Origin of the sequence: Pseudomonas baetica (assembly GCF_051216495.1) — a bacterium.
Taxonomy (GTDB): Bacteria; Pseudomonadota; Gammaproteobacteria; order Pseudomonadales; family Pseudomonadaceae; genus Aquipseudomonas; species Aquipseudomonas baetica_B.
This window is the reverse complement of the sequence record NZ_JBPKAM010000005.1, coordinates 23,589-47,361: the sequence shown is the minus strand read 5'-3', so window position 1 is coordinate 47,361 and position 23,773 is coordinate 23,589. Positions and strand designations below refer to the sequence as shown.

Here is a 23,773-nt window from a genome sequence, read left to right as displayed (position 1 = left end):
GGCCGTCCATCGCGCCTTGACAGGCCCGGACGTGGGTCCTAGCATGCCGCGCAACCCTTCTGGAGCGACTGTCGCTGATGCAACCCCAAGCTTTCTACCGCGCGGTGGCGGACGATTTTAGCGCCGTCGACGGCATCATCAAGAAGCAGCTGACTTCCCGAGTGCCGCTGGTATCGAAAATCGGCGATTACATTACCTCGGCCGGCGGCAAACGCCTTCGACCTTTATTAGTGTTGCTATGTGGCAAGGCCCTGGGTCGCGAAGGCGACGATATGCGCCTGCTGGCAGCGACCATCGAATTCCTGCATACCGCGACCCTGCTGCATGACGACGTAGTCGATATGTCCGGCATGCGCCGCGGCCGCTCGACCGCCAACGCCATGTGGGGCAATGCACCCAGCGTACTGGTGGGCGACTTCCTGTATTCGCGTTCCTTCGAAATGATGGTCGAACTGGGCTCCATGCCGGTCATGAAGATTCTCTCGCAAGCTACGCGCATCATCGCCGAAGGCGAAGTGTTGCAGCTGTCGAAGGTCCGTGACGCCAGCACCACCGAAGAAACCTACATGGAAGTCATCCGCGGCAAGACCGCGATGCTCTTCGAAGCCTCGACCCACAGTGCTGCGGCCCTGGCCGGTGCGACGCCCGAACAGAGTGAAGCGCTGCGCACCTTTGGCGATCACCTGGGCGTGGCATTCCAATTGGTCGACGACCTGCTGGACTACAAAGGCGATGCCGAAACCCTGGGCAAGAACGTCGGTGACGATCTGGCCGAAGGCAAGCCAACCCTCCCGCTGATCTACACCATGCGCGAAGGTACGCCGGAGCAGGCAGCCCTGGTTCGCAAGGCCATCCAGAAAGGTGGCATTGAGGACCTGGAAAGCATCCGCGAAGCCGTGGAGGCCTCGGGTTCGCTGGCTTACACCGCGCAGTTGGCCCGCGACTACGTGGCACGTGCGATAAAGTGCCTCGATGCACTACCCGCCAGCGAATATCGCGATGCGCTGGTCGAATTGAGCGAGTTTGCGGTCGCCCGTACGCACTGATAGCAAAATCCCTTGTGGGAGCGAGCCTGCTCGCGAAAGCAATCTGCCTGTCGACATCAATGTTGACTGACATTCCGCTTTCGCTAGCAAGCTCGCTCCCACAGTTGTTTCCGCTCAATACCCTCCTTCGCCTAAAACCCTATATAATGTGCGCTTTTTAGCGATCCTGACTTCAAGGAGCCTTAGTGAGCACGTTGCCACCCTGCCCGAAATGCAATTCCGAATATACCTATGAAGATGGCGCCCAGCTGATCTGCCCCGAGTGCGCCCACGAATGGTCCGCCAGCGGCGAAGCCGAAGCGGTGTCCGATGACGCAGTGAAAAAGGATTCGGTCGGCAACGTCCTGCAGGACGGCGACACCATCACCGTGATCAAGGACCTCAAGGTCAAAGGCACCTCCCTGGTGGTCAAGGTCGGCACCAAGGTCAAAAATATCCGCCTGTGCGCTGGCGATCACGACATCGACTGCAAGATCGACGGCATCGGCCCGATGAAGCTCAAGTCCGAGTTCGTCAGAAAGGTCTGATCCCGCTGCATTCCATCCCACGCCTGACGTGGGATGGCGCTTTTCCCTCCCCTGCCTCACTCATCGAACACGCGCAATGGCTAAACGCCAGTCGTTTTGACCTTACGCAATCTTTACCCGGAAAAAGCCGTAATCGGCCAATAGACCCTTGCTATTTGATGAATAAGAATTATTCTCATTGAAACCAATCAATGGAGATGAGACATGACTTATTTGATCGATGCCTGGCTGGATCGCCCACACCCTTACCTGAGAATCCTGCATCGGGAAACCGGGGAAGTCTGCGCGGTGCTTGAAGAAGAGGCCTTGAGCGAGCTGCAGGACCAAGGTGATCTGGATCTCAATGGCCTGAGTTCCAGTGAGCCGGTGGTGCTCAAGGAAGTGGTGAGGAATCTGTTTCTGTTCTGCTATGCGCGGGCATTGCGCCCGACCAGTGAGCTGCACACAAAGATCGAAATATGAAGATCACCGCAAAAAACTGTGGGAGCGAGCCTGCTCGCGAATGCGGTGTGTCAGGCAACTTGTTGGTCGACTGAAGAAACGCCTTCGCGAGCAAGCCCGCTCCCACATTAACCCGACGCAAGATCGGGCCAGGTATTACAGAACGTCAAGCAGCTCGACGTCGAACACCAGTACGCTGTGTGGCGGAATGCTGCCAACGCCTTGAGCGCCGTAAGCCAGTTCGCTCGGCACGTACAGACGCCATTTGCTGCCGGCATTCATCAGTTGCAGGGCTTCGGTCCAGCCGGCGATCACGCCGCCAACCGGGAATTCCGCAGGCTGGCCGCGCTCGTAGGAGCTGTCGAATACAGTGCCGTCGATCAGGGTGCCGTGGTAGTGAGTACGCACGGTGTCTTCACGGGATGGCTTGGCGCCTTCACCGGCAGTCAGTACTTCGAACTGCAGGCCGGAAGCCAGGGTGGTGATGCCTTCGCGCTTGGCGTTTTCCGCCAGGAACGCCAGACCGGCACCAGCAGCGGCTTCAGCCTTGGCTGCCGCTTCGGCCTGCATGATTTCGCGGATCACCTTGAAGCTGGCGGACATTTCTTCCTGGCCAACGCGGCTTGGCTTACCGGCGAATGCGTCGGTCAGGCCAGCGAGGATCGCGTCCAGGCTAACGCCCGGCGGCGGGTTGTCGCGCAGTTGGTCGCCCAGCTGACGGCCAATACCGTAGCTGACGCGGGTTTCGTCGGTGGACAGATTTACTTCGGACATGACACTGCTCCGCTGTGCGGACGGCCCGGGAACATGCCGTGCATGCACAGCGCGTTCCGGAGCGCCCGGAACCAAAAGGGTCAGCAGACTAGCACAGATGCCATCGTGTTGATCAGAGCCGTCAGCGCTGCGCAGTGGAGCGTTGATCGATCGGCACCTTCAGGCTCTCGTCAATATCACCGAGCCCGCACATCTCGTCATGTACCAAATGATGCACAAGGTTGAAGTTCAACCTGGGAAACGAGCGCAGAACATCACGGGCATGCTCCACCGAACGCAGATGCATCATGTGACCGTGCCCATCGTTCAATGGGTAGGCTGCGCCATGCATGCGCGCCTCCAGCAGGTAGATCCCGCCTTCCAGCGAGATCAGGTTCAGCTCATCGACCTTTCCGGCGACGGCATAGGCATTCAGCTCTTGCAGGTTCATGAACGCACCTCACGCAGTGGCGAATCATTACCATTAAAGGGATATGCCTAGGCGCATCAAAGCACAAGCCATAAAAGACACCGCCCGTCTGTTTTGCAACAGACGGGCGGTGGTTACGACAATGAACGTCAATCAGTGCTTGGTCACTTTATCCAGATAACCCATGGCGAATGCCGAGACCACGAACGTCATGTGAATGATCACATACCACTGCAGGTGCTCGGGATCGACGTTCTTGGCATCCATGAAGATACGCAACAAGTGGATGGACGAAATCGCCACGATGGAGGCAGCGACTTTCATCTTCAGGGAAGACGAGTCCATGGTACCGAGCCAGTTGAGCTTTTCCTTGGTGTCATCAATGTCCAGCTGGGAAACGAAGTTTTCGTAACCGGAAATCATCACCATCACCAGCAAACCACCTACCAGCGCCATGTCGATCAACGACAGTAGAACCAGGATCAGGTCCGATTCGGCCATGGAGAAGACATTGGGGATGACGTGGAAGACTTCCTGGAAGAATTTCAGCGCCAAGGCCAGCAGCCCGAGTGACAGGCCGAAGTAGATCGGCGCCAGCAGCCAGCGAGAGGCGTACATTGCGTTTTCGATAAAGCGTTCCATTGAATCTCACACGTGGTCTGAAAATGGCCGCGAGTATAACAGCCACCAGAAGCGGCCATAAACCGTTGGGAATCCGCTACCTGCCCGTGTATGTCAAAGTTTTTCTGCTAGTGTCCAAACCATTGACGGTTCAGTGATATCGGACAGGAAGACGGGAAATGGATGTGCGATTACCCTTGACCAGCCTCGCAATCAGCCTGGCTCTGCTGATGAGCGCTTGCTCGCCGAGCGATGAGAAGCGCGAGGTCAGCCTTGAGGAAAAGACGGCACAGTTCGAAAAATCGCTGGATGCCATCACAGACCCGAAACTCAAAGACGCCGTGGCCGAGCTTGGCGGTTCACTGTTGCTGCTTGAACGGGCACAACTCAAGCTCGACAGCAAACCGGTGGTGACCGAATACGGGGAGGACGCCCTCGCCGTACTCAAGCATTACCCCACGCCGCAGGCGCTGGTCGACACCTACATCAATGGCCTGTTCGTGCTGCATAAAGAATCCAGCTCCGACTACCTCACCGACCTGCAACCGGTGTTTCCTTTCAACTTCAGCATCCCCGCTGCCTTTCTTTTTCCCCACGGCCTGGAATGGCAGTCAGTCACCCTTAGCAACAAACGTGTCATCGCCTTCCAGCCGGAATGGTCGGAAACCGATCCCGGTATTCAACTGAGCCCATCGAGTTCCAACCTCACCAACCCCGATGACCTGACCGTGACCTACCCGTTCATCGAGGGTCTCGATGTCGACATCAAGAACCAGCCGCAGCCGGTCAGCCTGCAAGGCAAGGTAGAAGTCATCGCCCCGCGCAGGCTCTACAGCTTCGACCTGACGAAAAAGGATGTTGGTCGGACTCGTACCAACGACAACCTCAGCGTCACGCTGCTGAAACTGGGCGCTAACTATGCGGAAATCGAATTCAACAACAGCGCGCCACAAGCACCGGAGGTCGGAGAGATACCGCTGAACCCGCTGATTGTCCAGGCCAAGGACACCACCGGGCATTTTCTCTCTCGCTCCGGCTCGATCAACGAAACCGCCGCGCAGATTTCCTTCTATCAACGACAACTGGCGAAAATGCAGCAACAAAAAGCCTGGAGTGAGGCGTTCGAACAACAGCTCGATGAAGAGCAGCGCACCTTCGATAAACAACAAAGCCACCGTTACTCGAAGGTGTACTTCAACGGCCCCATCGAGACCTTGGAAGTCAGCTTGCTGGATTTTTCAGCGGTCACCGTGACCCGCAAAGACCTGAACCTGCCGGTCCGTCGCTTTGACCGCCACACCACGCAGAAAACCATTCAACCGCTGAACCTGCCGGTGCTGGTGTATGACGACCAGGCGCCGATTTGGCTCAAGGGCGCGACGCTGAGCGAAGAGCAACTGAAAAAGGGAGTCACCATCAGCCAATCGGTGGACGATCCAAGCGCCGCGCGCATCGAGTTCAATCACCTCAGAAGCTTCAACGATGAACTGCTCGGCACCTCCTTCAGCCCTGGCGAGAGCCCGGTCAGCTTCTTCACCGAGGACCGCAACGGCAAACGGGATGAGCCGATCGAACTGCCACCGCAGGCGTATCAAATCGATCCTCTGCGCGGCACCATCACCTACGACTTGAACCTGTTTCCAGAGACACCCGCGTATGTGGTGGGCTCCATGCCGCTGTTCCTGGCCACGGTCGACAAGCAAAGCATCGACGCCCGCCAATTGCCCAAGGGCCTGGAACTCAAAGGCAATGCGCTGGTGGTGGATCTGAAAATGTTTCCCGAACCGGACTGGCGTTTTTACGCCAAGGACGACAGCGGCAACTACCTCAAGGAAATTCTCGTGGTCAACCATGACGCAAGCCCGGAAGGTCCGGCGCTATTTGCCGTGCATTACTTCTATGGGCAACCCACGCGCCTGGAAACCTATCAGCGAACTGACCTCGTCACCGTGCAGTACGGTTACGAGGTCAAGCTCGATAAGGCTGACATGAGCAAACTGGCTCAATAACGCGGCTCAATGCTCGGGGCGGTAATCGAAACCACCGACGCTACGGCAGCGCCCCCCATTGATTTCCCTCAGCTGGGCTTGCAGATGCAGGCACCAGATTTGTGGATCATTGGCCACTTCATAACCATGCAGGGTCAGGCTTTCAACAATGGTATCGAGTATCGATTCAGCCGCAAACGGCCCAGGAAAAGGGCCTTGAGCCTTGATGGCCGAAGGTTGTTCGCCAGCCATTCCGGCGGCGAAAAGCAGAGTCCACATGCCTGTGTCACCCGCCAATGGCTTGATGGCACATTCGATACGAGTCACGAGTCCCAGGCACTGACGGGTGAGGCAGAGGTTGCGCGACATGGCGGCGACCCTCGGTAGATCCGGTATTCAACCTTCACGGGAAGGCTGTTTCGATCCAGTGATAACTGTCCATATCCCTGAGCTGATAATAGAAGAAAAGTTTGACTGACACGTCAGGCGAAACCAGAAGGCGCCGAGTGGTCATTGTGTGAATATTGGCGCCAGAGTAGTGACACTTTTTGACATCTCAATACATGCAAATGTGGGAGCGAGCCTGCTCGCGAAGGCGTGATGCCAGTCAATACAACAGTGACTGTCAAATTGCTTTCGCGAGCAGGCTCGCTCCCACAGTGGATCGGGTGAACTCAGGCTAGATCAAGCCGGCTTGGCCTCCACCAGCGCCTCGACCGCCTGCTCTTTTTCGGCCTCCTTCAGGTCCTCCTCGCTGATCATTTCGGCGATGACCCGCAGACGCTCCACCACCCGCGCATTAACGCTGCCTTCAGGAAACTCGCCGTTCTCATCCGGCTCGCCCGCCGGCTCGCCAACCAGCAGGCTCAGTGCCTCGTCAGCCTGGCGTACCGCATAAACATGGAACTGCCCTGCACGTACCGCGGCCAGCACTTTCTCATCGAGCATCAGCGTGGCTACGTTGGCGTGCGGGATGATGGCGCCTTGCTCCCCCGTCAGCCCACGGGCTTCGCAGAGACGGAAGAACCCTTCGATCTTCTCGTTGACCCCACCCACCGCCTGTACTTCACCGAACTGGTTGATCGAACCGGTGATGGCAAAACACTGTTTGAGCGGGGTTTTCGACAAGGCCGAAATCAAGGTGCACGCCTCGCCCAGGGACGCACTGTCGCCATCCACGTAGCCGTAGGACTGCTCCAGGGCGATGCTCGCCGAAATCGCCAACGGGAACTCCTGGGCGTAACGGCTACCCAGATACCCGGTGAGAATCATCACGCCCTTGGAGTGAATCGGCTGACCCAGGTTGACCTCGCGTTCGATGTCGACGATGCCGCTGCCACCCGGGTACACCGTGGCGGAAATCCGCGCGGGTATACCGAATGCCGAATCCCCGACTTCCAGGACCGTCAATCCGTTGCACTTGCCGACGGCGGCGCCATCGGTATCGATCAGGATGATCCCCGCCAGCATGTCGTCGAGAATCCGCGCCGACACGCGCCCGGTGCGAGTAGCCTTGGCCTTGAGCGCCCGTTCGATGTGACCGGCGTCAGTCATTTCATCCCCGGCGAGATGACGAATGAAATCCGCTTCGCTGACCAGTTGGAACAGATCTCCGATCCGTGCCGACAAGCGCCCCTGATGCTCAGCCAGACGTGCGCTGTACGTCGCCAGGCGCGCCACCGCATCGGCGGTCAATGGCGCCATGCCTTCTTCGGAAGTACGGGTTTTAAGCAACTGAGCGAATTGCTCCAGGCTTTCGTCAACCATCGGGATGTCTTCATCGAAATCCACCAGGACACGGAACATCTCCTGGAAGTCCGGATCCAGGTCCTGCAGCGTGTAATAGAGCTGACGGGCGCCGATGATCACCACTTTGACCTGCAACGGAATGTGCTGCGGCGTCAGGGTGACTGTCGCGAAACGACCCATCTCGCTCAGCGGCGACTCCATCTTCAGCTTGCGCGATTGCAGGGCGCGTTTCAGCGCGTCCCACACGAACGGCTCACTGAGCATTTTCTCCGCTTCCAGGATCAGGAAACCGCCGTTGGCGCGGTGCAGCGCCCCCGGCCGCAGCTGTCGATACGTCGTGTACAGCGCCCCCTGATCAGTGCTGTATTCGATACGCCCGAAGAGGTTTTCGTAGGTCGGGTGCGGCTCGAACACCACTGGCGCCCCACCGCTGGCCGAATGACCGACCACCAGGCTCGGGGCGTATTGCTCTTCCAGCAGCTTGCGCGCGACGGCGTCGGTCTTGCTGTCGTCCACCAATTGCTCGACCACGGTTTTGAGCAGGTACACCTGCATGGCCTGCAGGTAACCGCAGACCGCCGCGTTCTCGGCATATTTCTCCGACAATGGCGACAGCAATGGCTGTAAGGCCAGGGTGATGGTTTCTTCGTTGAGGTGGCGCAACTGATTGCTCGATTCGCGCTTCCATTGCGGCAGGCTGGCGAGCTCTTCGTTCAACCGCTCTTCGAGGGCCGAGATGTCCTCGTGGAAACGCTCGCGCTCGGCTTCCGGCAATTGGGCGAACTCCGCCTCGTCCAGCGCCTTGCCTTCCAGCATCGGGGTAAAGGCGATGTTGCTGCTGTCGCGGTAGAGCGCGACGTCTTTTTCCAGGGCCAGACGCTCTATGACATCCAGAGCCTTGTCGTAGCGCTGGTTGAACGCGCGATCGATGGCACTTTTTTTCTGCTGATACGACGGGTGTTCGAACACCGCCGGAAAGGTTGCCAGCAGGTTATCGATCAAGCCGTTGATGTCACCGATGAAGGCGCCGGCGCTGCCCGATGGCAACTCCAGTGCACGCGGTTCGCGTGGTTCATCGAAATTATTGACGTAGACCCAGTCCGCCGGGGTCTGCAGGCGCTTGCCTTCGGCCTTCAGGTAGCGTTTGACGAACGAAAACCGGCCTGTGCCAGGTTCGCCCATGACGAATACGTTGTAACCGGGGCGTGGCATGGCCACACCGAACTGCAAGGCTTCGACCGCACGTTCCTGGCCGAGCACACCGCGGAAGGGCTCCAGATCATTGGTGGTAGAGAAGCTGAACTGTTCAGCGGAAAACGGACGGGTCAGCGCTTCAGGCGCTAGACGCAAGCTGGCAGCAACAGGATCAGGCATCGGGCTTCCTTACATCAGGCGGGGCAGATAGCGGCATTCTGGCGCTGCCCATGCCTGACTGGCAAGGAGCGCCTCAGGCCAAAGCATAGTCAAGTCGAATCCCCGGCGCAGAGCCGCGCCAAATCACTGTTTTCAGCCAATGTTTTGCAAAAAATCACGGAACCCCGTGATCGTGCCTAAACTCCAAGCTGCGCGGCTGGACTAATAACCGGCCCAACTGGCGCCGTCAGGCATTGAGCCGGGCCAGACCCCTTGTCCATTGGTATGCACATAAAGAGAACAAAGCTATGAAACGGATTCTTCTCGGTACTCTCTTCACCGCTGTATCCATCAACGCCATGGCACAGGCGCCAGGCGGCCCGGATTGCGGTTGGGGCAACATGCTGTTCGAAGGTCAGCGTGGTACTCCGGCTCACTTCCTGGCATCCACCACCAACGGCACTTCCGGTAACGCAACCTTCGGCATGACATCCGGTACCAACGGTTGCTCCACCAACGCGTCGCTGACCTACGGCGGCAAATCCTGGTTTGCCATGAATGGCATGATGAACGAGCTGTCCGAAGACATGGCCAAAGGTCAGGGCGAAGCGCTGACCACTTATGCCGTGGTACTGGGCGTAGCGCCGGAAGACCGTGCGCACTTCGCCGCCGTCACTCACGAGCACTTCCAGCAGATCTTCAGCAAGGCTGATGTGACCGCGGAAGATGTGCACACCAACACCCTGGCCGTTCTGAAGAACGATCCTCGTCTGGCCAAGTACGCCACACCGGCATAAGCTCGACACGCCCCGCTTCTTTCGGGAAGCGGGTTTTATTTTTTGGACCTGGCTCTTTTGGCCTGCATCTTTGGTCTTCGTTTTTTCCTGTTTAAGTTGCTGACTATGCTCAAACGCCTTGCCTGGCTGGCGCTCTGTGTCTGCGCCCCGCTGTCCGCCGCGCCACACATTGACAATCAACGTTTGCAGCAACTGGCCAACGACCCTTTCTGGATTTCCCTGGGCCATTACGAAACCGCCAAGCTCGGCGGCTGGCGCAGCTATGTCAGCGACAAGAAGTTTTTCCTCGCCGCCGACGGTAACGAACACCCCGACCACGAGCTGTCGGCCACCGTGCAGGCGCTGTACGCCCCGGCCAGCGCCGGCGAGCAACATGCGCAATGCGTTTACCCGGCGCGTACCCGCTGGCTGAAAGCGCAGCTCAACCTGACCGATCTGCCGACGCCGGACTGCGCCGAATTCAAGCAGTGGTTCAAGGACGTCTCGCCCCACAGTGCGGTGATGATTTTCCCGGCGGCCTACCTCAACAGCCCGTCCTCCATGTTCGGCCACACCTTGCTGCGCATCGATCAGGCGGATACACAAAGCGACAAGACCTCGCTGCTCAGTTACGCCATCAACTTCGGCGCGTATATCGAAGGTTCGGACAACAGCATCCTCTACGCCTGGAAAGGCTTGATGGGGGGGTATCCCGGCCTGTTTGCACTGGTGCCCTACCAGGAAAAACTCTCGGAATACCGCAGCCTGGAAAACCGTGACCTGTGGGAATACCGCTTGAACCTGACCCAGGTTGAGACCGAGCGTATGGTCGAGCACGTCTGGGAACTCAAACAGATTCAGTTCGACTATTTCTTCTTCGACGAAAACTGCTCCTATCGTTTGCTGGAACTACTGCAAGTAGCGCGTCCAAGCCTGCGCTTGACCGAGCAATTCCCAATCACGGCCATCCCGACCGATACTGTCAAAGCCGTAAAAGAGGCCGGATTGGTGGAGTCCATTCAGTACCGTCCATCTCGTGAAAGGGAATTGCTCAGTCGTGCCGAGCCGTTGAGCGATGACGAACAGCAGTGGGTGCTGAACGTCAGCGCCGACCAGCAGCAACTGCAAACCCCGGCATTCAAGGCACAACCCCGCGACCGTCAGGCACTGATCATCGATGCGGCCTATCGCCTGGAGCGCTACCGCGCCAACGGTCAGGAGCGTGACCCGCAACGCGCGCAGCGAAGTTTCGAACTGCTGCGGGCGATCAACCAGAACCCGGCACCGGAACTGGACATCCCGCAACCCGGCCTGCCCGAGGATGGTCATGAATCCCGCACCTGGCAGGCAGGCATCGGCACCCGGGGCGATCGTGCCTTTGGCGAATATGGCCTGCGTATGGCCTATCACGACCTCAACGACAACGCCGAAAGCTTCCCACTCGGTGCACAGATCGAAATCCTGCAACTGAAACTGCGCCAGTACGAAAGCAATGACTGGCAGGTGCAACAACTGGACCTGGCCACCATCCGCTCCCTGACGCCGCGCAATGAGCTGCTGCAGCCACTGTCATGGCAAGTCACTGGTGGCCTGGAGCGGGTTCCGGGCAAGCATGACGACGAGAATCTGGTCAGCCACGTCAATGGCGGTGGCGGTGGGACCTGGCAGTTGGGCGACGACATGCTGGGTTTCGCCCTGGGCACCGTTCGCGTTGAACACAACAATGATTTCGCCGCCTTCATCGCCCCGGCGGCAGGTTTCAATACGGGCCTGCTGTGGAAAAACCCCCTGGGCAACTTCAGCCTGGAAACCAAGGGGGATTTCTTCACCAACGGCGAAGTGCGTCGCAGCGTGAGCCTGAATCAGCAATGGGAGTTGTCCCGTAACCTGGGCTTGCGCCTGAGTGCCCAGCGGGAATTCAGCCACCTGGCCACTCCCGAGAACGAAGTGATGCTTGAGGTGAAGTGGTATCACTATTGACCTCCTGTGAGAGCGAGCCTGCTCGCGAATGTGGAGTGTCAGTCACCATCAATGCTGGCTGATCCACCGCTTTCGCGAGCAGGCTCGCTCCCACAGGGGATGTGTAGTGTTGAATGGATTTTTCACGCCCCTTGCACAAACGGCCGACGAACTCACACCTAGACTTTCCCTATAGGCCGTCAAACGGCCCGGGAGTCGAAGATGTGGCGTTACGCAGGTTTAGCGGGTTTGTTGCTGTTGATCGCCGGTTGCCAAACAACCCACGAGGATTTGATCGCCAAGGGTTATCCACCGGAGTTCGCCGATGGTTTCGATGACGGGTGCAGCAGTGGTCGGCAAGCCGCCGGGGCTATCAGCGGCGAGTTTCGCAAAAATGTCCCGCGTTATCTGAAGGACCAGAACTACGCTGAAGGCTGGAACGATGGTTTTCGCCAGTGCCAGGCCATACGCGAAAGCCAGGAGCGGGAGGACTATCGCAACAGCCACAGGGACGAGCGCGACAAAGCCTGGCAACAGCAAAAGGATCAGGACGCCGCCCGCGCCTATCGCTCGCAATAGGTCGCTGATAGACATCCAGCGAAACCAAAAGCCTGCAACCATGGCCCAAACCCCTATCGGGAGGAATCCATGAGCCGCGCTTTCGTCAATGAAGATAATGCTGCCGCCCAGACCGATCAGCCGGTCGAACGTCAGGTCAGTACGCAGCCGAACTACGTCACGCCAGCCGGCCTGGGCCTGCTGCAGGACAAGGTCGCGGGGCTGCAAGTACTGCACGACGAACAATCAGCGCTTGGCGATCAGGCCGACAAGCAGTTGATGGCCAACCTTGAGCGCGATTTACGCTACTTCCATCAACGCCTGCAAAGTGCCCAAGTGGTACCGCCCGCGACTTCAACCCGCAAGGTCCAGATCGGCAGTTGGGTCACCTATGCCGATGAACACAATACCGAGCGCCGCGTACAACTGGTTGGAGAAGATCAGGCCAATGTCGCCAAGGGCCTGATCAACTGGAGCTCGCCGCTAGGGCGGGCGCTGCTCGGGGCGCAACTCGGTGACGAGGTGCTGTGGCAACGCCCGGCTGGCGATCAACTGATCGAGATCATCCGTATCGAACCGGCTTAAACCACGCCTTGGGCCAACATGGCATCGGCGACCTTGACGAAACCGGCGATGTTCGCGCCTTTGACGTAGTTGACCTGCCCGTTCTCTTCACCGTAATGCACACAGGCGTGATGGATCGACTGCATGATCGCGTGGAGCTTGCTGTCCACTTCACCACCAGTCCACAGCAAGCGCATGGCGTTCTGCGACATCTCCAGCCCGCTCACGGCCACCCCGCCGGCGTTGGACGCCTTGCCCGGCGCGAACAGGATGCCCGCTTCGATGAACAGGTCCACGGCCTCCAGGGTAGTCGGCATGTTCGCGCCTTCCGCCACACAGATGCAGCCGTTACGCAGCAATGCGCGAGCGGCATCGGCATCCAATTCGTTTTGCGTGGCGCACGGTAGCGCGATGTCGCAGCTCAGGCCCCACGGATGCTGGCCGGCGCGGAATTCAAGACCAAAGCGGCCAGCCAGCTCACTGATGCGTCCGCGTTGGACGTTTTTCAGTTCCAGCAGTGCCTGCCATTGCTCCTCGGTCAACCCACTTTCGCAGTACAGCGTGCCTTCGGAGTCCGACAGCGAAATCACTTTGCCGCCCAGGTCCATGACCTTGCGTGCCGCATATTGGGCGACGTTGCCGGAGCCGGAGATCGCCACGCGCTTGCCTTCGACCGACAAGCCGCGACGCTTGAGCATTTCCTCGGCGAAGTACACGCAACCGAAGCCGGTAGCCTCCGGACGAATCAGGCTGCCGCCATAGCTTGGCCCCTTGCCGGTCAGCACGCTGGTGAACTGGTTGCTCAGGCGCTTGTACTGACCGAACAGGAAGCCGATCTCGCGGGCGCCGACACCGATATCGCCGGCTGGCACGTCAACATCGGCCCCGATGTGACGGTACAGCTCGCTCATGAAGGCCTGGCAGAAGCGCATGACTTCCGCATCGCTCTTGCCCTTCGGATCGAAGTCCGAGCCGCCCTTGCCGCCGCCCATGGGCAGCGAAGTCAGTGAGTTTTTGAAGGTCTGCTCGAACGCGAGGAATTTCAAAACACCGAGGTTCACCGAAGGATGGAAACGCAAGCCGCCCTTGTACGGGCCGATGGCGCTGTTCATCTGGACCCGGAAACCGCGATTGACCTGCACTTTGCCATGATCGTCGACCCAGGAAACCCGAAACACCACCGCCCGCTCCGGCTCGCAAATGCGCTCCAGAATCCCCGAGGTCAGGTAGTGCGGGTTGGCTTCGAGAAAGGGCCACAGGCTGCGCAGGACCTCTTCGACAGCCTGATGGAATTCAGGCTGGTCCGGGTCGCGTTTTTTCAGGCGAGCAAGGAAGGAGTCGACGGATTCGATCATGGAAAAGTCTCGGCAAATTTATTGTCATTGGAAAAATTTGAGCCGGACTTTAACAAACGATTTACGCACAAGAACAGAGCAGCATGTCGCTTTTATGAAATTAAATGGTGCGCACGATATAAATTTATGCCGATTATCGGTCATTCCTGCACCTGAATAGGGAGTTCAGATCCAAGCCATGCACCAACAGTTACACCGTCATCGCCAGCAGGCTGGCTCCCACAGGGCTTGGTGGTGGATCGGGAATTATTGCCTGCACAAAACTCTGTGGGAGCTGGCCTGCCAGCGATGAATTCAACTCGGTATCCCTGAAAAAACGCAGGCAAAAAAAACGGAGCCCAAAGGCTCCGCTTTTTCATGCAACCAACCCGAAATCAGGCCAGCTTCTTGTGCCGTACCCGATGCGGCTGGGCAGCCGCTTCGCCGAGACGCTTTTTGCGATCGGCTTCGTACTCGGTGTAGTTGCCTTCGAAGAACACCGCTTGCGAGTCGTCTTCGTACGCCAGAATGTGAGTCGCCACACGGTCAAGGAACCACCGATCGTGAGAGATCACAATGGCGGCGCCCGGGAAGTCCAGCAGGGCTTCTTCCAGGGAACGCAGGGTTTCAACGTCGAGGTCGTTGGACGGTTCGTCGAGCAGCAGGACGTTGCCGCCCTCCTTCAGGGTCAAGGCCAGGTGCAAGCGACCGCGTTCACCACCGGACAGGTCCTTGACGAACTTCTGTTGGTCGCCGCCCTTGAAGTTGAAGCGACCGACGTAAGTACGCGATGGGATCTCGTAGTTGCCGATGCGGATCTGGTCGGAACCGTCGGAGATCTGCTGGAACACAGTCTTGCTGCCGTCCAGGTCTTCGCGGCTCTGGTCGACGCACGCCAGTTGCACGGTTTCACCGATTTCGATGCTGCCCGAATCCGGAGTTTCCTTGCCCATCAGCATGCGGAACAGGGTCGACTTACCGGCACCGTTACCACCGATCACGCCGACGATGGCGCCTTTAGGCATGGAGAACGACAGGTTGTCGATCAGCACGCGATCGCCATAGCCCTTGGTGACGTTCTTGAATTCGATGACCTTGTCGCCCAGACGGGGACCGGCCGGGATGTAGATCTCGTTGGTTTCGCTGCGCTTCTGGAATTCCTGCGATTGCATTTCTTCGAAGCGTTGCAGACGAGCCTTGGATTTCGACTGGCGGGCCTTGGCGCCTTTGCGCACCCACTCCAGTTCTTCCTTCATGGCTTTTTCGTGGGCCGACTGCTGCTTGGATTCCTGGGCCAGACGATCGGACTTGGCTTCCAGCCAACCCGAATAGTTGCCCTCGTAAGGAATGCCCGCGCCGCGGTCGAGCTCCAGGATCCAGCCCGCTACGTTGTCCAGGAAGTAACGGTCGTGCGTGATCGCGACCACGGTGCCCGGGAAATCGTGCAGGAAGTGCTCCAGCCAGGCGACGGAATCGGCGTCCAGGTGGTTGGTCGGCTCGTCGAGCAGCAGCATGTCAGGCGCGGATAGCAGCAGGCGGCACAGGGCCACTCGACGCTTTTCACCACCGGACAGGTGCTCGACCTTCGCGTCCCAGGCTGGCAGACGTAGCGCATCGGCAGCGACTTCCAGTTGGCGCTCCAGGTTGTGACCGTCGCTGGCCTGCAGGATGGCTTCGAGCTTGGCCTGTTCGGCAGCCAGTTTGTCGAAGTCCGCGTCCGGATCAGCGTAGGCCGCGTAAACCTCGTCCAGACGCGCTTGAGCGTCCTTGATCACGCTGACCGCTTCCTCGACCACTTCACGCACGGTCTTGGTCGGATCCAGTTGTGGTTCCTGCGGCAGATAACCGATGTTCAGCTCCGGCATCGGACGGGCTTCGCCTTCAAACTCAGTGTCGACGCCAGCCATGATTTTCAACAGCGTGGACTTACCCGAACCGTTGAGGCCGAGTACGCCGATCTTGGCGCCCGGGAAGAACGACAGAGAGATGTTTTTCAGGATTTCCCGCTTCGGCGGCACAACTTTGCCCAGCCGATGCATGGTGAATACGTATTGAGCCATGGAGAACCTAGGGTCAGTGACAGATGAATGATTAAAGCGCAGACGATGCCTGGCCAGACCGCGCGCGACGTCCAATTGAAGAGACTCAATATAGACGCGCTGAAAAAGTCTGATTCTAGGAGCTGGAACGCTCCCGCGTAACCGGCAAAGCTACCTCAATGACGAGAGGCAGTCCAGCCAAGCAGGGCTGGCACTTTGCCACAACTCAAGGCATGCTAGCCGCCCTTCGGGCGTCCGGCTTATAGTGCACGTCGCGCCAGTCCAGCCAAACCGCAGGATTAAAGTTTGCCCAACGTCCCTCCGTCCCTGACCACCAGCGCACCGACAGCGGCGCCCGGTTCGCCCCTGCGCGGAACCCTGAAAGGCGCGTTGGCAATGCTTGTGCTGATGTTGCTCGCACTGTTGTTCTGGCAGTTGCTGGACCAGCTCCGTGAAACCCGGAAAAGCCAGCGTCAATACACCATCGACTACACCGCCGACCTGGCCGCCCAAGTCAGTCTGAATATGGCGCTCAACGCACAGATCGCCCTCAATCTGCTACCGATCGTCGAGCAGCCGCAAAATGCCGACGAACAGCAGGAGTTGCTGCGCAAACTGCAAAAGTCCTTGCCCGACCTGACCAGCCTTGCCCTGCTCAGCCCGTCCGGCACAATCCTCGCTGACAGCGCTAGCAACAGCGAAGACGCCGACTACCTGAGCGAACTGGTCCGGCGCAGTCGTGCCCAGCCTCACTATTTCAGCAATGCCATCGACGGCTCAATGGTGCACCTGCTGTTGCATCAAGCCAGCGGCAGTATCCGCGGCTACTGGGCCTTGCGCTTCAAGCCGACGTTTTTTCTGTCCCTGACCAAACTGAACGAGGCCGAAGGCCGCCCGCAGTGGCTGGTGGAAAACCGCTTCAACCACCAGATCATCAGCCGCGATGAAGCCCTGCCGCTGGTCAACCCGGGCACACTGACCGAGGACGACTTGAGCAACAGCGTGCTGACCGTCCCGCTGAGCGGCAGCGACTGGCAATTGCGCGGGCTGTTCGATCGCCAGCGTGTACTCGAAGAACTGTTGCCGGCCTTCATCGGTAAATGCCTGCTGGGCCTGGCCTTTTCCACGCTGCCGTTTATCGTCCTGCTGAACATGCGCCGACGTCAGCGTCAGTTGCATGAAGGTCGCCGGCGTTATCAGGACATTTTCGAAGGCACTGGCGTCGCGCTGTGCGTACTCGATATGTCCAGCCTCGCAAGCACCTTCGACAAGGCTGGACTGCAAAACACCGAGCAATTGCAGGCGTGGCTGGATAACCCGGAACAACGCCGGCAATTGTTGCAGGCACTGCGTATTACCGAGGTCAATCAGGTTGCCCTGCAACTGCTGAACGTCAGCGGCTCCGGGCAAGCCTGGGACCTGCTGATCAATGGCAACCCGCTCGCTGGCAGCGCCATCGGCAATCAGGTGCTCGAAGCGGTGCTCAATCAGCAACAGCAGCTAGAGCTGGAGATCAAGCACCGGGACGCCAATGGTCGCGACCTGCACCTGTGGCTGGTGCTGCGTCTGCCGCAAAGCCCTGAAGACTATAAAGCGGTGATCCTGAGCATCACCGATATCACCAGCCGCAAGTTGATCGAGTTGTCATTGCAGGAGCGCGAAGGTTTCTGGTCCGATGTAGTGCGCACCGTGCCCGATCACCTGTACGTGCAGGACGTGATCAGCCAGCGCATGATCTTCAGCAACCACCATCTGGGCCAGACCCTGGGCTACAACCGTACTGAACTGCACCAGATGGGCGAGTACTTCTGGGAAATCCTTCTGCATCCCGACGATGCCGACTACTACCACCGCTCGCGCCAGATCCAGCGACAAGGCGGCTACAGTCAGTTGATGCAATGCCAGTTGCGCTTTCGTCACAGGGACGGTGAATGGCGACGTTTTGACATTCGCGAACAGGCCCTGGCACGGGACAAACACGATCAGGTGACGCGCATCATTGGTGTAGCCAAGGACGTCACCGAGCAGATCGAAGCCAGCGAATCCTTGCGTGACAGCGAGCAGCGCTACCGGATGCTCGCCGAAAGCATCAGTGACGTGATCTTCTCCACCGATAACCGCATGACACTCAATTACGTCAGCCCATCGGTGCAAGTCGTGCTGGGCTACGATGCCGAATGGATTTTCCAGAACGGCTGGCAATCGACCATTGCCAACCCGCAGCAACTGACCGGCATCTACAGCCTGATGGAACGGGTCAGCAAAGCGCTGGATCAACCCGAGCAGCTAGCCCTGTTGCGCAGCCAGGTGCAGACCCAACTGTTCCTGTTCGACTGCCTGCGGGCCGACGGGCGCAAGATTCCGATCGAGTTGCGGCTGGTATTGGTCTGGGACGAGCATGGCGCCTTCGAAGGCGTACTCGGGGTCGGACGCGACATCAGCCAGCAACGCCGCGCGGAAAAAGACCTGCGCATGGCCGCTACGGTGTTCGAGCACTCAACCTCGGCGATCCTGATCACCGACCCGGCCGGCTACATTGTCCAGGCCAACGAAGCCTTCAGCCGCGTCAGCGGTTATGCGGTGGAACAGGTGCTCGACCAGTTGCCGAACATGCTGACCGTCGACGAGCAGCAGGAAGCCCATCTACGATACGTACTCAAACAACTGAACCAGAACAGCACCTGGGAGGGCGAAGTCTGGCTCAAACGGCGCAATGGCGAGCATTACCCGGCCTGGGTTGGCATCACTGCGGTGCTGGACGATGAAGGTGACCTCGCCAGTTACGTGTGCTTCTTCAGCGACATCAGTGAGCGCAAGGCCAGTGAGCAGCGGATTCACCGCCTCGCCTACTACGACGCCCTGACGCACCTGCCCAACCGCACACTGTTCCAGGATCGCCTGCACACGGCCCTGCAAGCGGCCGAGCGGCAGAAGTCCTGGGTGGTGTTGATGTTCCTTGACCTCGACCGCTTCAAGCCGATCAACGACTCTCTGGGCCACGCCGCCGGCGACCGCATGCTCAAGGAAATGGCCACGCGCCTGCTCGGTTGCGTCGACGATGACGACACCGTGGCACGCATGGGCGGCGATGAGTTCACCCTGCTCCTGCAACCACGGGCCAACCGTGAAATCGCCTTGAACAGGGCGATTCACGTGGCGGAACAGATCCTCGCCAGCCTGGTGAAACCGTTCGTGCTCGAAGGCCGCGAGTTCTTTGTCACCGCCAGTATCGGCATCGCCCTGAGCCCCCAGGATGGCAACGAACTCAGCCAGTTGATGAAAAACGCCGACACTGCGATGTACCACGCCAAGGAGCGCGGCAAGAACAACTTCCAGTTCTATCAGGCGGACATGAACGCCAGCGCCCTGGAGCGCCTGGAACTGGAAAGCGACCTGCGCCATGCCTTGGAACAGAACGAGTTTGTACTGTTCTACCAGCCGCAATTCAGCGGCGACGGCAAACGCTTGACCGGTGCCGAAGCCCTGTTGCGCTGGCGTCACCCACGCCGCGGCCTTGTGCCGCCGGGCGATTTCATTCCGGTGCTTGAAGAGCTTGGTCTTGTGGTGGACGTGGGCGACTGGGTGATCAGCGAGGCGTGCCGTCAGCTCAAAACCTGGCATCAGGCCAAGGTGCGGGTGCCCAAGGTGTCGGTGAACATTTCGGCGCGGCAGTTCTCCGATGGCCAACTCGGCACGCGGATAGCCACCATCCTCAAGGACACCGGCTTGCCACCGGCGTGCCTGGAACTGGAACTGACCGAAAGTATTCTGATGCGCGAAGTCAGCGAGGCCATGCAGATTCTCGACGGCCTGAAAAACCTTGGCCTGAGCATTGCGGTCGACGACTTCGGCACCGGTTACTCGTCGCTCAACTACCTCAAGCAGTTCCCGATCGATGTGCTGAAAATCGACCGCACCTTCGTCGACGGACTGCCGTCAGGTGAACAGGATGCGCAGATCGCCCGGGCAATCATCGCCATGGCCCACAGCCTCAACCTGGCAGTGATCGCCGAAGGCGTGGAAACCCATGAGCAGCTCGATTTCCTCAGGGAACACGGTTGCGACGAAGTTCAGGGTTACCTGTTCGGCCGCCCGATGCCGGCGGACATGTTCGAAGTGCAGTTCAGCAATGATGCGCTCTTCGTGTTCGATTGATTGAGACCGACAGCTTCAATCAATCGAACACGAAGAGTAGCTATAAGCGGCAAGCTACAAGCGGCAAGAAAGAGCAGATTCGCTTTTGCTTGAAGCTTGTGGCTTGCAGCTTGAAGCCCGCTTATCCACAACCTGACTGTGTTTCATATCCCTTCTAAAAGCGGTTGGGTTAGAATGCCCCCCTTTTCCGCCCCCGATCCTTGAGGACCGCCATGTTCAGCCGTGATTTGACTATTGCCAAGTACGACGCCGATCTCTTTGCCGCCATGGAGCAAGAAGCTCAGCGCCAGGAAGAGCACATTGAGCTGATCGCTTCGGAAAACTACACCAGCCCTGCGGTGATGGAAGCTCAAGGCTCGGTACTCACCAACAAGTACGCCGAAGGCTACCCGGGCAAACGCTACTACGGCGGTTGCGAGTACGTCGACGTGGTCGAGCAGCTTGCAATCGATAGAGCCAAGGAACTGTTCGGCGCTGATTACGCCAACGTTCAGCCGCACGCCGGTTCGCAAGCCAACAGCGCCGTCTACCTGGCCCTGCTGTCGGCCGGTGACACCATCCTGGGCATGAGCCTGGCCCACGGTGGTCACCTGACCCACGGTGCCAGCGTTTCGTCCTCCGGCAAGCTGTACAACGCCATCCAGTACGGCATCGATGCCAACGGCCTGATCGACTACGACGAAGTCGAGCGCCTGGCGGTCGAGCACAAGCCGAAAATGATCGTGGCCGGTTTCTCTGCCTACTCGCAGGTTCTGGACTTCCCACGCTTCCGCGCCATCGCCGACAAGGTAGGCGCCTACCTGTTCGTCGACATGGCCCACGTGGCCGGCCTGGTTGCCGCTGGTGTCTACCCGAACCCGGTTCCATTCGCCGACGTCGTGACCACCACCACTCACAAGACCCTGCGCGGTCCACGTGGCGGCCTGATCCTGGCTCGCGCCAATGCCGACATCGAGAAGAAGCTGAACTCCGCAGTATTCCCTGGCGCCCAGGGTGGCCCGCTGGAGCACGTGATCGCCGCTAAAGCGATCTGCTTCAAGGAAGCGCTGCAGCCTGAGTTCAAGGCTTACCAGCAACAAGTGGTGAAAAACGCCCAGGCCATGGCCAGCGTGTTCATCGAGCGCGGTTTTGACGTGGTGTCCGGCGGTACCCAGAACCACCTGTTCCTGCTGTCGCTGATCAAGCAGGAAATCTCCGGTAAAGACGCTGACGCCGCCCTGGGCAAAGCGTTCATCACCGTGAACAAGAACTCCGTGCCAAACGACCCACGCTCCCCGTTCGTCACTTCCGGTCTGCGCTTCGGTACCCCGGCCGTGACCACTCGTGGTTTCAAGGAAGCCGAGTGCAAGGAACTGGCCGGCTGGATCTGCGACATCCTGGCTGACCTGAACAACGACGCGGTCATCGACGCCGTTCGTGAGAAGGTCAAGGCCATCTGCAAGAAGCTGCCGGTGTACGGCGCCTGATAGCGGAAACGCGTTAAAAGAACCCGGCCAACTTGGCCGGGTTTTTTATTGCTCGAAATTGCACGCCATTACTTACCATCTTTAAAGCAAAAACTACTGAAACATCAGAACAACTTTAATACGTGTTCACTCCCCCCACCTGATTGCTAGCTTTATACCCGGCGCGCCAACTGACGTTATAAACCCGGAACACTTAAAGTCATTCCAGCGTCAATGTTGCTCCAACAAAATCAACCCTGATATTTACATTAATGACCAAGGAAGGAAGCCCCATGAGTACTGATCGGCAACAATCTTTTATTGCGACCATCGGCACTGACTTCAGTCTGTTGCACTTTCTGGAAGAGATGTACGGCGAACGGGCGATATCCACGCCTACTCGCGCCAGCGGTGGATCTTTTACCGGCCGCCCGCAAGCACGCGACGACTCACACTTATTAGGCTTGCGAAGCGAAGTCCCCATCAATCACAAACCTCGCCTGGCGCTCTACTTCAGGCATACCAGTAACGGCTACCGACTCTACATCCGTACGCAGGGCCCTTATTACGGAATGTGCCTCAGCCCCAACGACAATGGATTAATTGGTGCTTTTCCCCCAGCTGAATCAGATACCTTTTATTTGATTAGAGAAAACGGCATCCCCCTCAACCTTGAAAACCTGAATGACATGACACCCTGCATCTACTTACAAGCTAGAAACTCGGGAGTGCTGCATACACAAATAGCCCGAGGCTCTCCCTATATTTATATCGCCGCAAAAGATGGGAGCGCACTGGCTTTTAACTTGAACATACTGAAAAGAAACGCCGCCTACATCAACCATCCGAATGAAGTCTGATGTAACACGCCAAACTTGGCGGGCACGACGCATGCGTCTTGCCCGCCTCTTCAGATGCCATAGTTCATTATCACTCTACGAACGGGTTCAATTCCCAGCCACTTTGGCAAACCCCGCCCGAATCTTATCTTCCGGCAACTCATCGGCAATGAACACGATAACGCTTTCACGCGCTTCATCGTCCGTCCATTCCGTGTCCCAGTCGAAACCGTAAAGCTTCAGTACTCCCTGAAACACCATGCGTCGCGGCTCGCCCAGAATGTTCAACACGCCCTTGTAGCGCAGCAACTGCTTGCCATGGTCCTCCAACAGCTCGTTCATAAACTCGCTGAGCTTGTCGATATCCAGCGGTTTGTCGGTGCGCAGCACCAGGCTGGAGATGCGGTCGATGGAGGGTGCACTGGTAACCGGCCGCAAATTCACGCCACCACCGAGGTCGGCGTTGAGGTTGAAACCGCGTACGTCGAGCAGTTCCGCCAGATCGATCTTGCCATGGTCGACCACACGAATCGGCGCGCGACGGTTGATGCGTGTCAGACGCTCACTCAACGCGGTGAAGGCCGGCTCGTCCACCAGATCCCGCTTGCTGATCAGCAAGCGATCGGCGAAACCGATCTGTGCCTGGGCGATGGTCTGGGTCAGGTGCAGGTCGGCATGTGCCGCATCCACCAGAGTGATGATGCCGTCGAGGAGGTAACGTTCACGCAGCTCTTCGTCAATGAAGAAGGTCTGCGCCACCGGTGCCGGATCGGCCAGTCCGGTGCACTCGATCACCAGACGGTCGAATGCGATATCACCGCTGTCCAGGCGTTCAAGCAACAGGTAAAGCGCCTTGGTCAGGTCGGTGTGAATGGTGCAGCAGACGCAGCCATTGGACAGCGTCATCACTTGCACGGGCTCGTCGCCCAACAGTTGAGTGTCGATACCTGCGTCGCTGAATTCGTTTTCGATCACGGCGATTTTCAGGCCGTGTTCGGCTTTGAGCAGGTGGCGCAGCAAGGTGGTTTTGCCGGCGCCGAGGAAGCCGCTGAGGATGGTGACTGGAATGGGGGAGGACAAACCCGATACTCCTTCAAATATGAGGACGCAAAAAATGTAGGAGCGAGCTTGCTCGCGATGGTCGTCAACGATAACGCGTGCATTCTGAATGCACACGGTGTCCTTGCGTTCATCGC

Annotated in this window: 19 protein-coding genes; 11 read left to right on the top strand and 8 right to left on the bottom strand. The window is 58.5% G+C overall.

The annotated features are described in order from the left end of the window. Positions 1–77: 77 nt before the first annotated feature. The 3 genes from ACSFE6_RS03810 to ACSFE6_RS03800 all read left to right on the top strand — a co-directional run bounded on the left by ACSFE6_RS03810 (position 78) and on the right by ACSFE6_RS03800 (position 2,035). Positions 78–1,046 (top strand): polyprenyl synthetase family protein, encoded by a 969-nt coding sequence (locus ACSFE6_RS03810; RefSeq protein WP_435426342.1) that lies wholly within the window; start codon positions 78–80, stop codon positions 1,044–1,046. Between the two features lie 185 nt (positions 1,047–1,231). Beyond that, positions 1,232–1,573 (top strand): zinc ribbon domain-containing protein YjdM, encoded by a 342-nt coding sequence (locus ACSFE6_RS03805; RefSeq protein ID WP_435426341.1) that lies wholly within the window; start codon positions 1,232–1,234, stop codon positions 1,571–1,573. Between the two features lie 204 nt (positions 1,574–1,777). After that, positions 1,778–2,035: a PA4570 family protein gene (locus tag ACSFE6_RS03800; protein WP_175390413.1), complete on the top strand. Its 258-nt coding sequence runs from the start codon at positions 1,778–1,780 to the stop codon at positions 2,033–2,035. A gap of 135 nt (positions 2,036–2,170) precedes the next feature. Here ACSFE6_RS03800 and ACSFE6_RS03795 read toward each other — a convergent pair whose 3' ends face one another. From ACSFE6_RS03795 to ACSFE6_RS03785, 3 genes are all read right to left on the bottom strand, one after another. Further along, positions 2,171–2,788, bottom strand: a complete 618-nt coding sequence (locus ACSFE6_RS03795; RefSeq protein ID WP_085726125.1) for an FKBP-type peptidyl-prolyl cis-trans isomerase — start codon at positions 2,786–2,788, stop codon at positions 2,171–2,173. Between the two features lie 121 nt (positions 2,789–2,909). Beyond that, the gene (locus ACSFE6_RS03790) at positions 2,910–3,218 is read right to left on the bottom strand and encodes a DUF6482 family protein (protein WP_435426340.1); all 309 of its coding nucleotides are present in this window, start codon (positions 3,216–3,218) and stop codon (positions 2,910–2,912) included. Positions 3,219–3,350: 132 nt separating this feature from the next. Then, positions 3,351–3,839 (bottom strand): TIGR00645 family protein, encoded by a 489-nt coding sequence (locus ACSFE6_RS03785; protein WP_433737206.1) that lies wholly within the window; start codon positions 3,837–3,839, stop codon positions 3,351–3,353. Between the two features lie 158 nt (positions 3,840–3,997). Between ACSFE6_RS03785 and ACSFE6_RS03780 the strand changes: the two genes are divergently transcribed. Then, entirely contained in the window at positions 3,998–5,827 is a 1,830-nt protein-coding gene (locus ACSFE6_RS03780; RefSeq protein WP_435426339.1) for a hypothetical protein, read from the top strand. Between the two features lie 6 nt (positions 5,828–5,833). On the opposite strand, the gene ACSFE6_RS03775 is transcribed toward ACSFE6_RS03780, so the two are convergent. Beyond that, entirely contained in the window at positions 5,834–6,175 is a 342-nt protein-coding gene (locus ACSFE6_RS03775) for a hypothetical protein (protein ID WP_435426338.1), read from the bottom strand. A gap of 315 nt (positions 6,176–6,490) precedes the next feature. Then, complete coding sequence (locus ACSFE6_RS03770; RefSeq protein WP_435426337.1) at positions 6,491–8,929, bottom strand: Lon protease family protein; 2,439 nt, start codon at positions 8,927–8,929, stop codon at positions 6,491–6,493. A 287-nt stretch (positions 8,930–9,216) separates the two neighbouring features. Between ACSFE6_RS03770 and ACSFE6_RS03765 the strand changes: the two genes are divergently transcribed. The 4 genes from ACSFE6_RS03765 (at position 9,217) to ACSFE6_RS03750 (ending at position 12,786) form a co-directional block, all read left to right on the top strand. Beyond that, positions 9,217–9,705, top strand: a complete 489-nt coding sequence (locus tag ACSFE6_RS03765) for a DUF3015 domain-containing protein (protein WP_435426336.1) — start codon at positions 9,217–9,219, stop codon at positions 9,703–9,705. A 105-nt stretch (positions 9,706–9,810) separates the two neighbouring features. Next, entirely contained in the window at positions 9,811–11,664 is a 1,854-nt protein-coding gene (locus ACSFE6_RS03760) for an Lnb N-terminal periplasmic domain-containing protein (RefSeq protein WP_435426335.1), read from the top strand. A gap of 201 nt (positions 11,665–11,865) precedes the next feature. Next, the gene (locus tag ACSFE6_RS03755; RefSeq protein ID WP_435426334.1) at positions 11,866–12,222 is read left to right on the top strand and encodes a hypothetical protein; all 357 of its coding nucleotides are present in this window, start codon (positions 11,866–11,868) and stop codon (positions 12,220–12,222) included. 69 nt (positions 12,223–12,291) lie between these two features. Continuing rightward, complete coding sequence (locus ACSFE6_RS03750; RefSeq protein ID WP_435426333.1) at positions 12,292–12,786, top strand: GreA/GreB family elongation factor; 495 nt, start codon at positions 12,292–12,294, stop codon at positions 12,784–12,786. Here the strand turns inward: ACSFE6_RS03750 and gdhA are convergent. Continuing rightward, positions 12,783–14,120, bottom strand: a complete 1,338-nt coding sequence (gdhA, locus tag ACSFE6_RS03745; protein WP_435426332.1) for an NADP-specific glutamate dehydrogenase — start codon at positions 14,118–14,120, stop codon at positions 12,783–12,785. The two genes, ACSFE6_RS03750 and gdhA, sit on opposite strands and share 4 nt — an antisense overlap. A 374-nt stretch (positions 14,121–14,494) precedes the next feature. Beyond that, entirely contained in the window at positions 14,495–16,159 is a 1,665-nt protein-coding gene (ettA, locus tag ACSFE6_RS03740; RefSeq protein ID WP_007950976.1) for an energy-dependent translational throttle protein EttA, read from the bottom strand. A gap of 285 nt (positions 16,160–16,444) precedes the next feature. On the opposite strand from ettA, the gene ACSFE6_RS03735 reads away from it, so the two are divergent. The 3 genes from ACSFE6_RS03735 (at position 16,445) to ACSFE6_RS03725 (ending at position 22,598) form a co-directional block, all read left to right on the top strand. Further along, the gene (locus tag ACSFE6_RS03735) at positions 16,445–20,293 is read left to right on the top strand and encodes a sensor domain-containing protein (RefSeq protein ID WP_435426331.1); all 3,849 of its coding nucleotides are present in this window, start codon (positions 16,445–16,447) and stop codon (positions 20,291–20,293) included. A 212-nt stretch (positions 20,294–20,505) separates the two neighbouring features. Next, positions 20,506–21,759, top strand: a complete 1,254-nt coding sequence (glyA, locus tag ACSFE6_RS03730; RefSeq protein WP_435426330.1) for a serine hydroxymethyltransferase — start codon at positions 20,506–20,508, stop codon at positions 21,757–21,759. 272 nt (positions 21,760–22,031) lie between these two features. Next, positions 22,032–22,598: a hypothetical protein gene (locus ACSFE6_RS03725; protein WP_435426329.1), complete on the top strand. Its 567-nt coding sequence runs from the start codon at positions 22,032–22,034 to the stop codon at positions 22,596–22,598. Between the two features lie 87 nt (positions 22,599–22,685). Here ACSFE6_RS03725 and yjiA read toward each other — a convergent pair whose 3' ends face one another. After that, positions 22,686–23,657 (bottom strand): GTPase, encoded by a 972-nt coding sequence (yjiA, locus tag ACSFE6_RS03720; protein ID WP_435426328.1) that lies wholly within the window; start codon positions 23,655–23,657, stop codon positions 22,686–22,688. Positions 23,658–23,773 lie beyond the last annotated feature (116 nt).

Bases quoted from the DNA above. Each gene is read 5' to 3' on its own strand.
- ACSFE6_RS03810 (WP_435426342.1), top strand. From the start codon at position 78: ATGCAACCCCAAGCTTTCTACCGCGCGGTGGCGGACGATTTTAGCGCC.
- ACSFE6_RS03800 (WP_175390413.1), top strand. From the start codon at position 1,778: ATGACTTATTTGATCGATGCCTGGCTGGATCGCCCACACCCTTACCTG.
- ACSFE6_RS03795 (WP_085726125.1), bottom strand. From the start codon at position 2,788: ATGTCCGAAGTAAATCTGTCCACCGACGAAACCCGCGTCAGCTACGGT.
- ACSFE6_RS03790 (WP_435426340.1), bottom strand. From the start codon at position 3,218: ATGAACCTGCAAGAGCTGAATGCCTATGCCGTCGCCGGAAAGGTCGAT.
- ACSFE6_RS03785 (WP_433737206.1), bottom strand. From the start codon at position 3,839: ATGGAACGCTTTATCGAAAACGCAATGTACGCCTCTCGCTGGCTGCTG.
- ACSFE6_RS03780 (WP_435426339.1), top strand. From the start codon at position 3,998: ATGGATGTGCGATTACCCTTGACCAGCCTCGCAATCAGCCTGGCTCTG.
- ACSFE6_RS03775 (WP_435426338.1), bottom strand. From the start codon at position 6,175: ATGTCGCGCAACCTCTGCCTCACCCGTCAGTGCCTGGGACTCGTGACT.
- ACSFE6_RS03770 (WP_435426337.1), bottom strand. From the start codon at position 8,929: ATGCCTGATCCTGTTGCTGCCAGCTTGCGTCTAGCGCCTGAAGCGCTG.
- ACSFE6_RS03765 (WP_435426336.1), top strand. From the start codon at position 9,217: ATGAAACGGATTCTTCTCGGTACTCTCTTCACCGCTGTATCCATCAAC.
- ACSFE6_RS03760 (WP_435426335.1), top strand. From the start codon at position 9,811: ATGCTCAAACGCCTTGCCTGGCTGGCGCTCTGTGTCTGCGCCCCGCTG.
- ACSFE6_RS03755 (WP_435426334.1), top strand. From the start codon at position 11,866: ATGTGGCGTTACGCAGGTTTAGCGGGTTTGTTGCTGTTGATCGCCGGT.
- ACSFE6_RS03750 (WP_435426333.1), top strand. From the start codon at position 12,292: ATGAGCCGCGCTTTCGTCAATGAAGATAATGCTGCCGCCCAGACCGAT.
- gdhA (WP_435426332.1), bottom strand. From the start codon at position 14,120: ATGATCGAATCCGTCGACTCCTTCCTTGCTCGCCTGAAAAAACGCGAC.
- ettA (WP_007950976.1), bottom strand. From the start codon at position 16,159: ATGGCTCAATACGTATTCACCATGCATCGGCTGGGCAAAGTTGTGCCG.
- glyA (WP_435426330.1), top strand. From the start codon at position 20,506: ATGTTCAGCCGTGATTTGACTATTGCCAAGTACGACGCCGATCTCTTT.
- ACSFE6_RS03725 (WP_435426329.1), top strand. From the start codon at position 22,032: ATGAGTACTGATCGGCAACAATCTTTTATTGCGACCATCGGCACTGAC.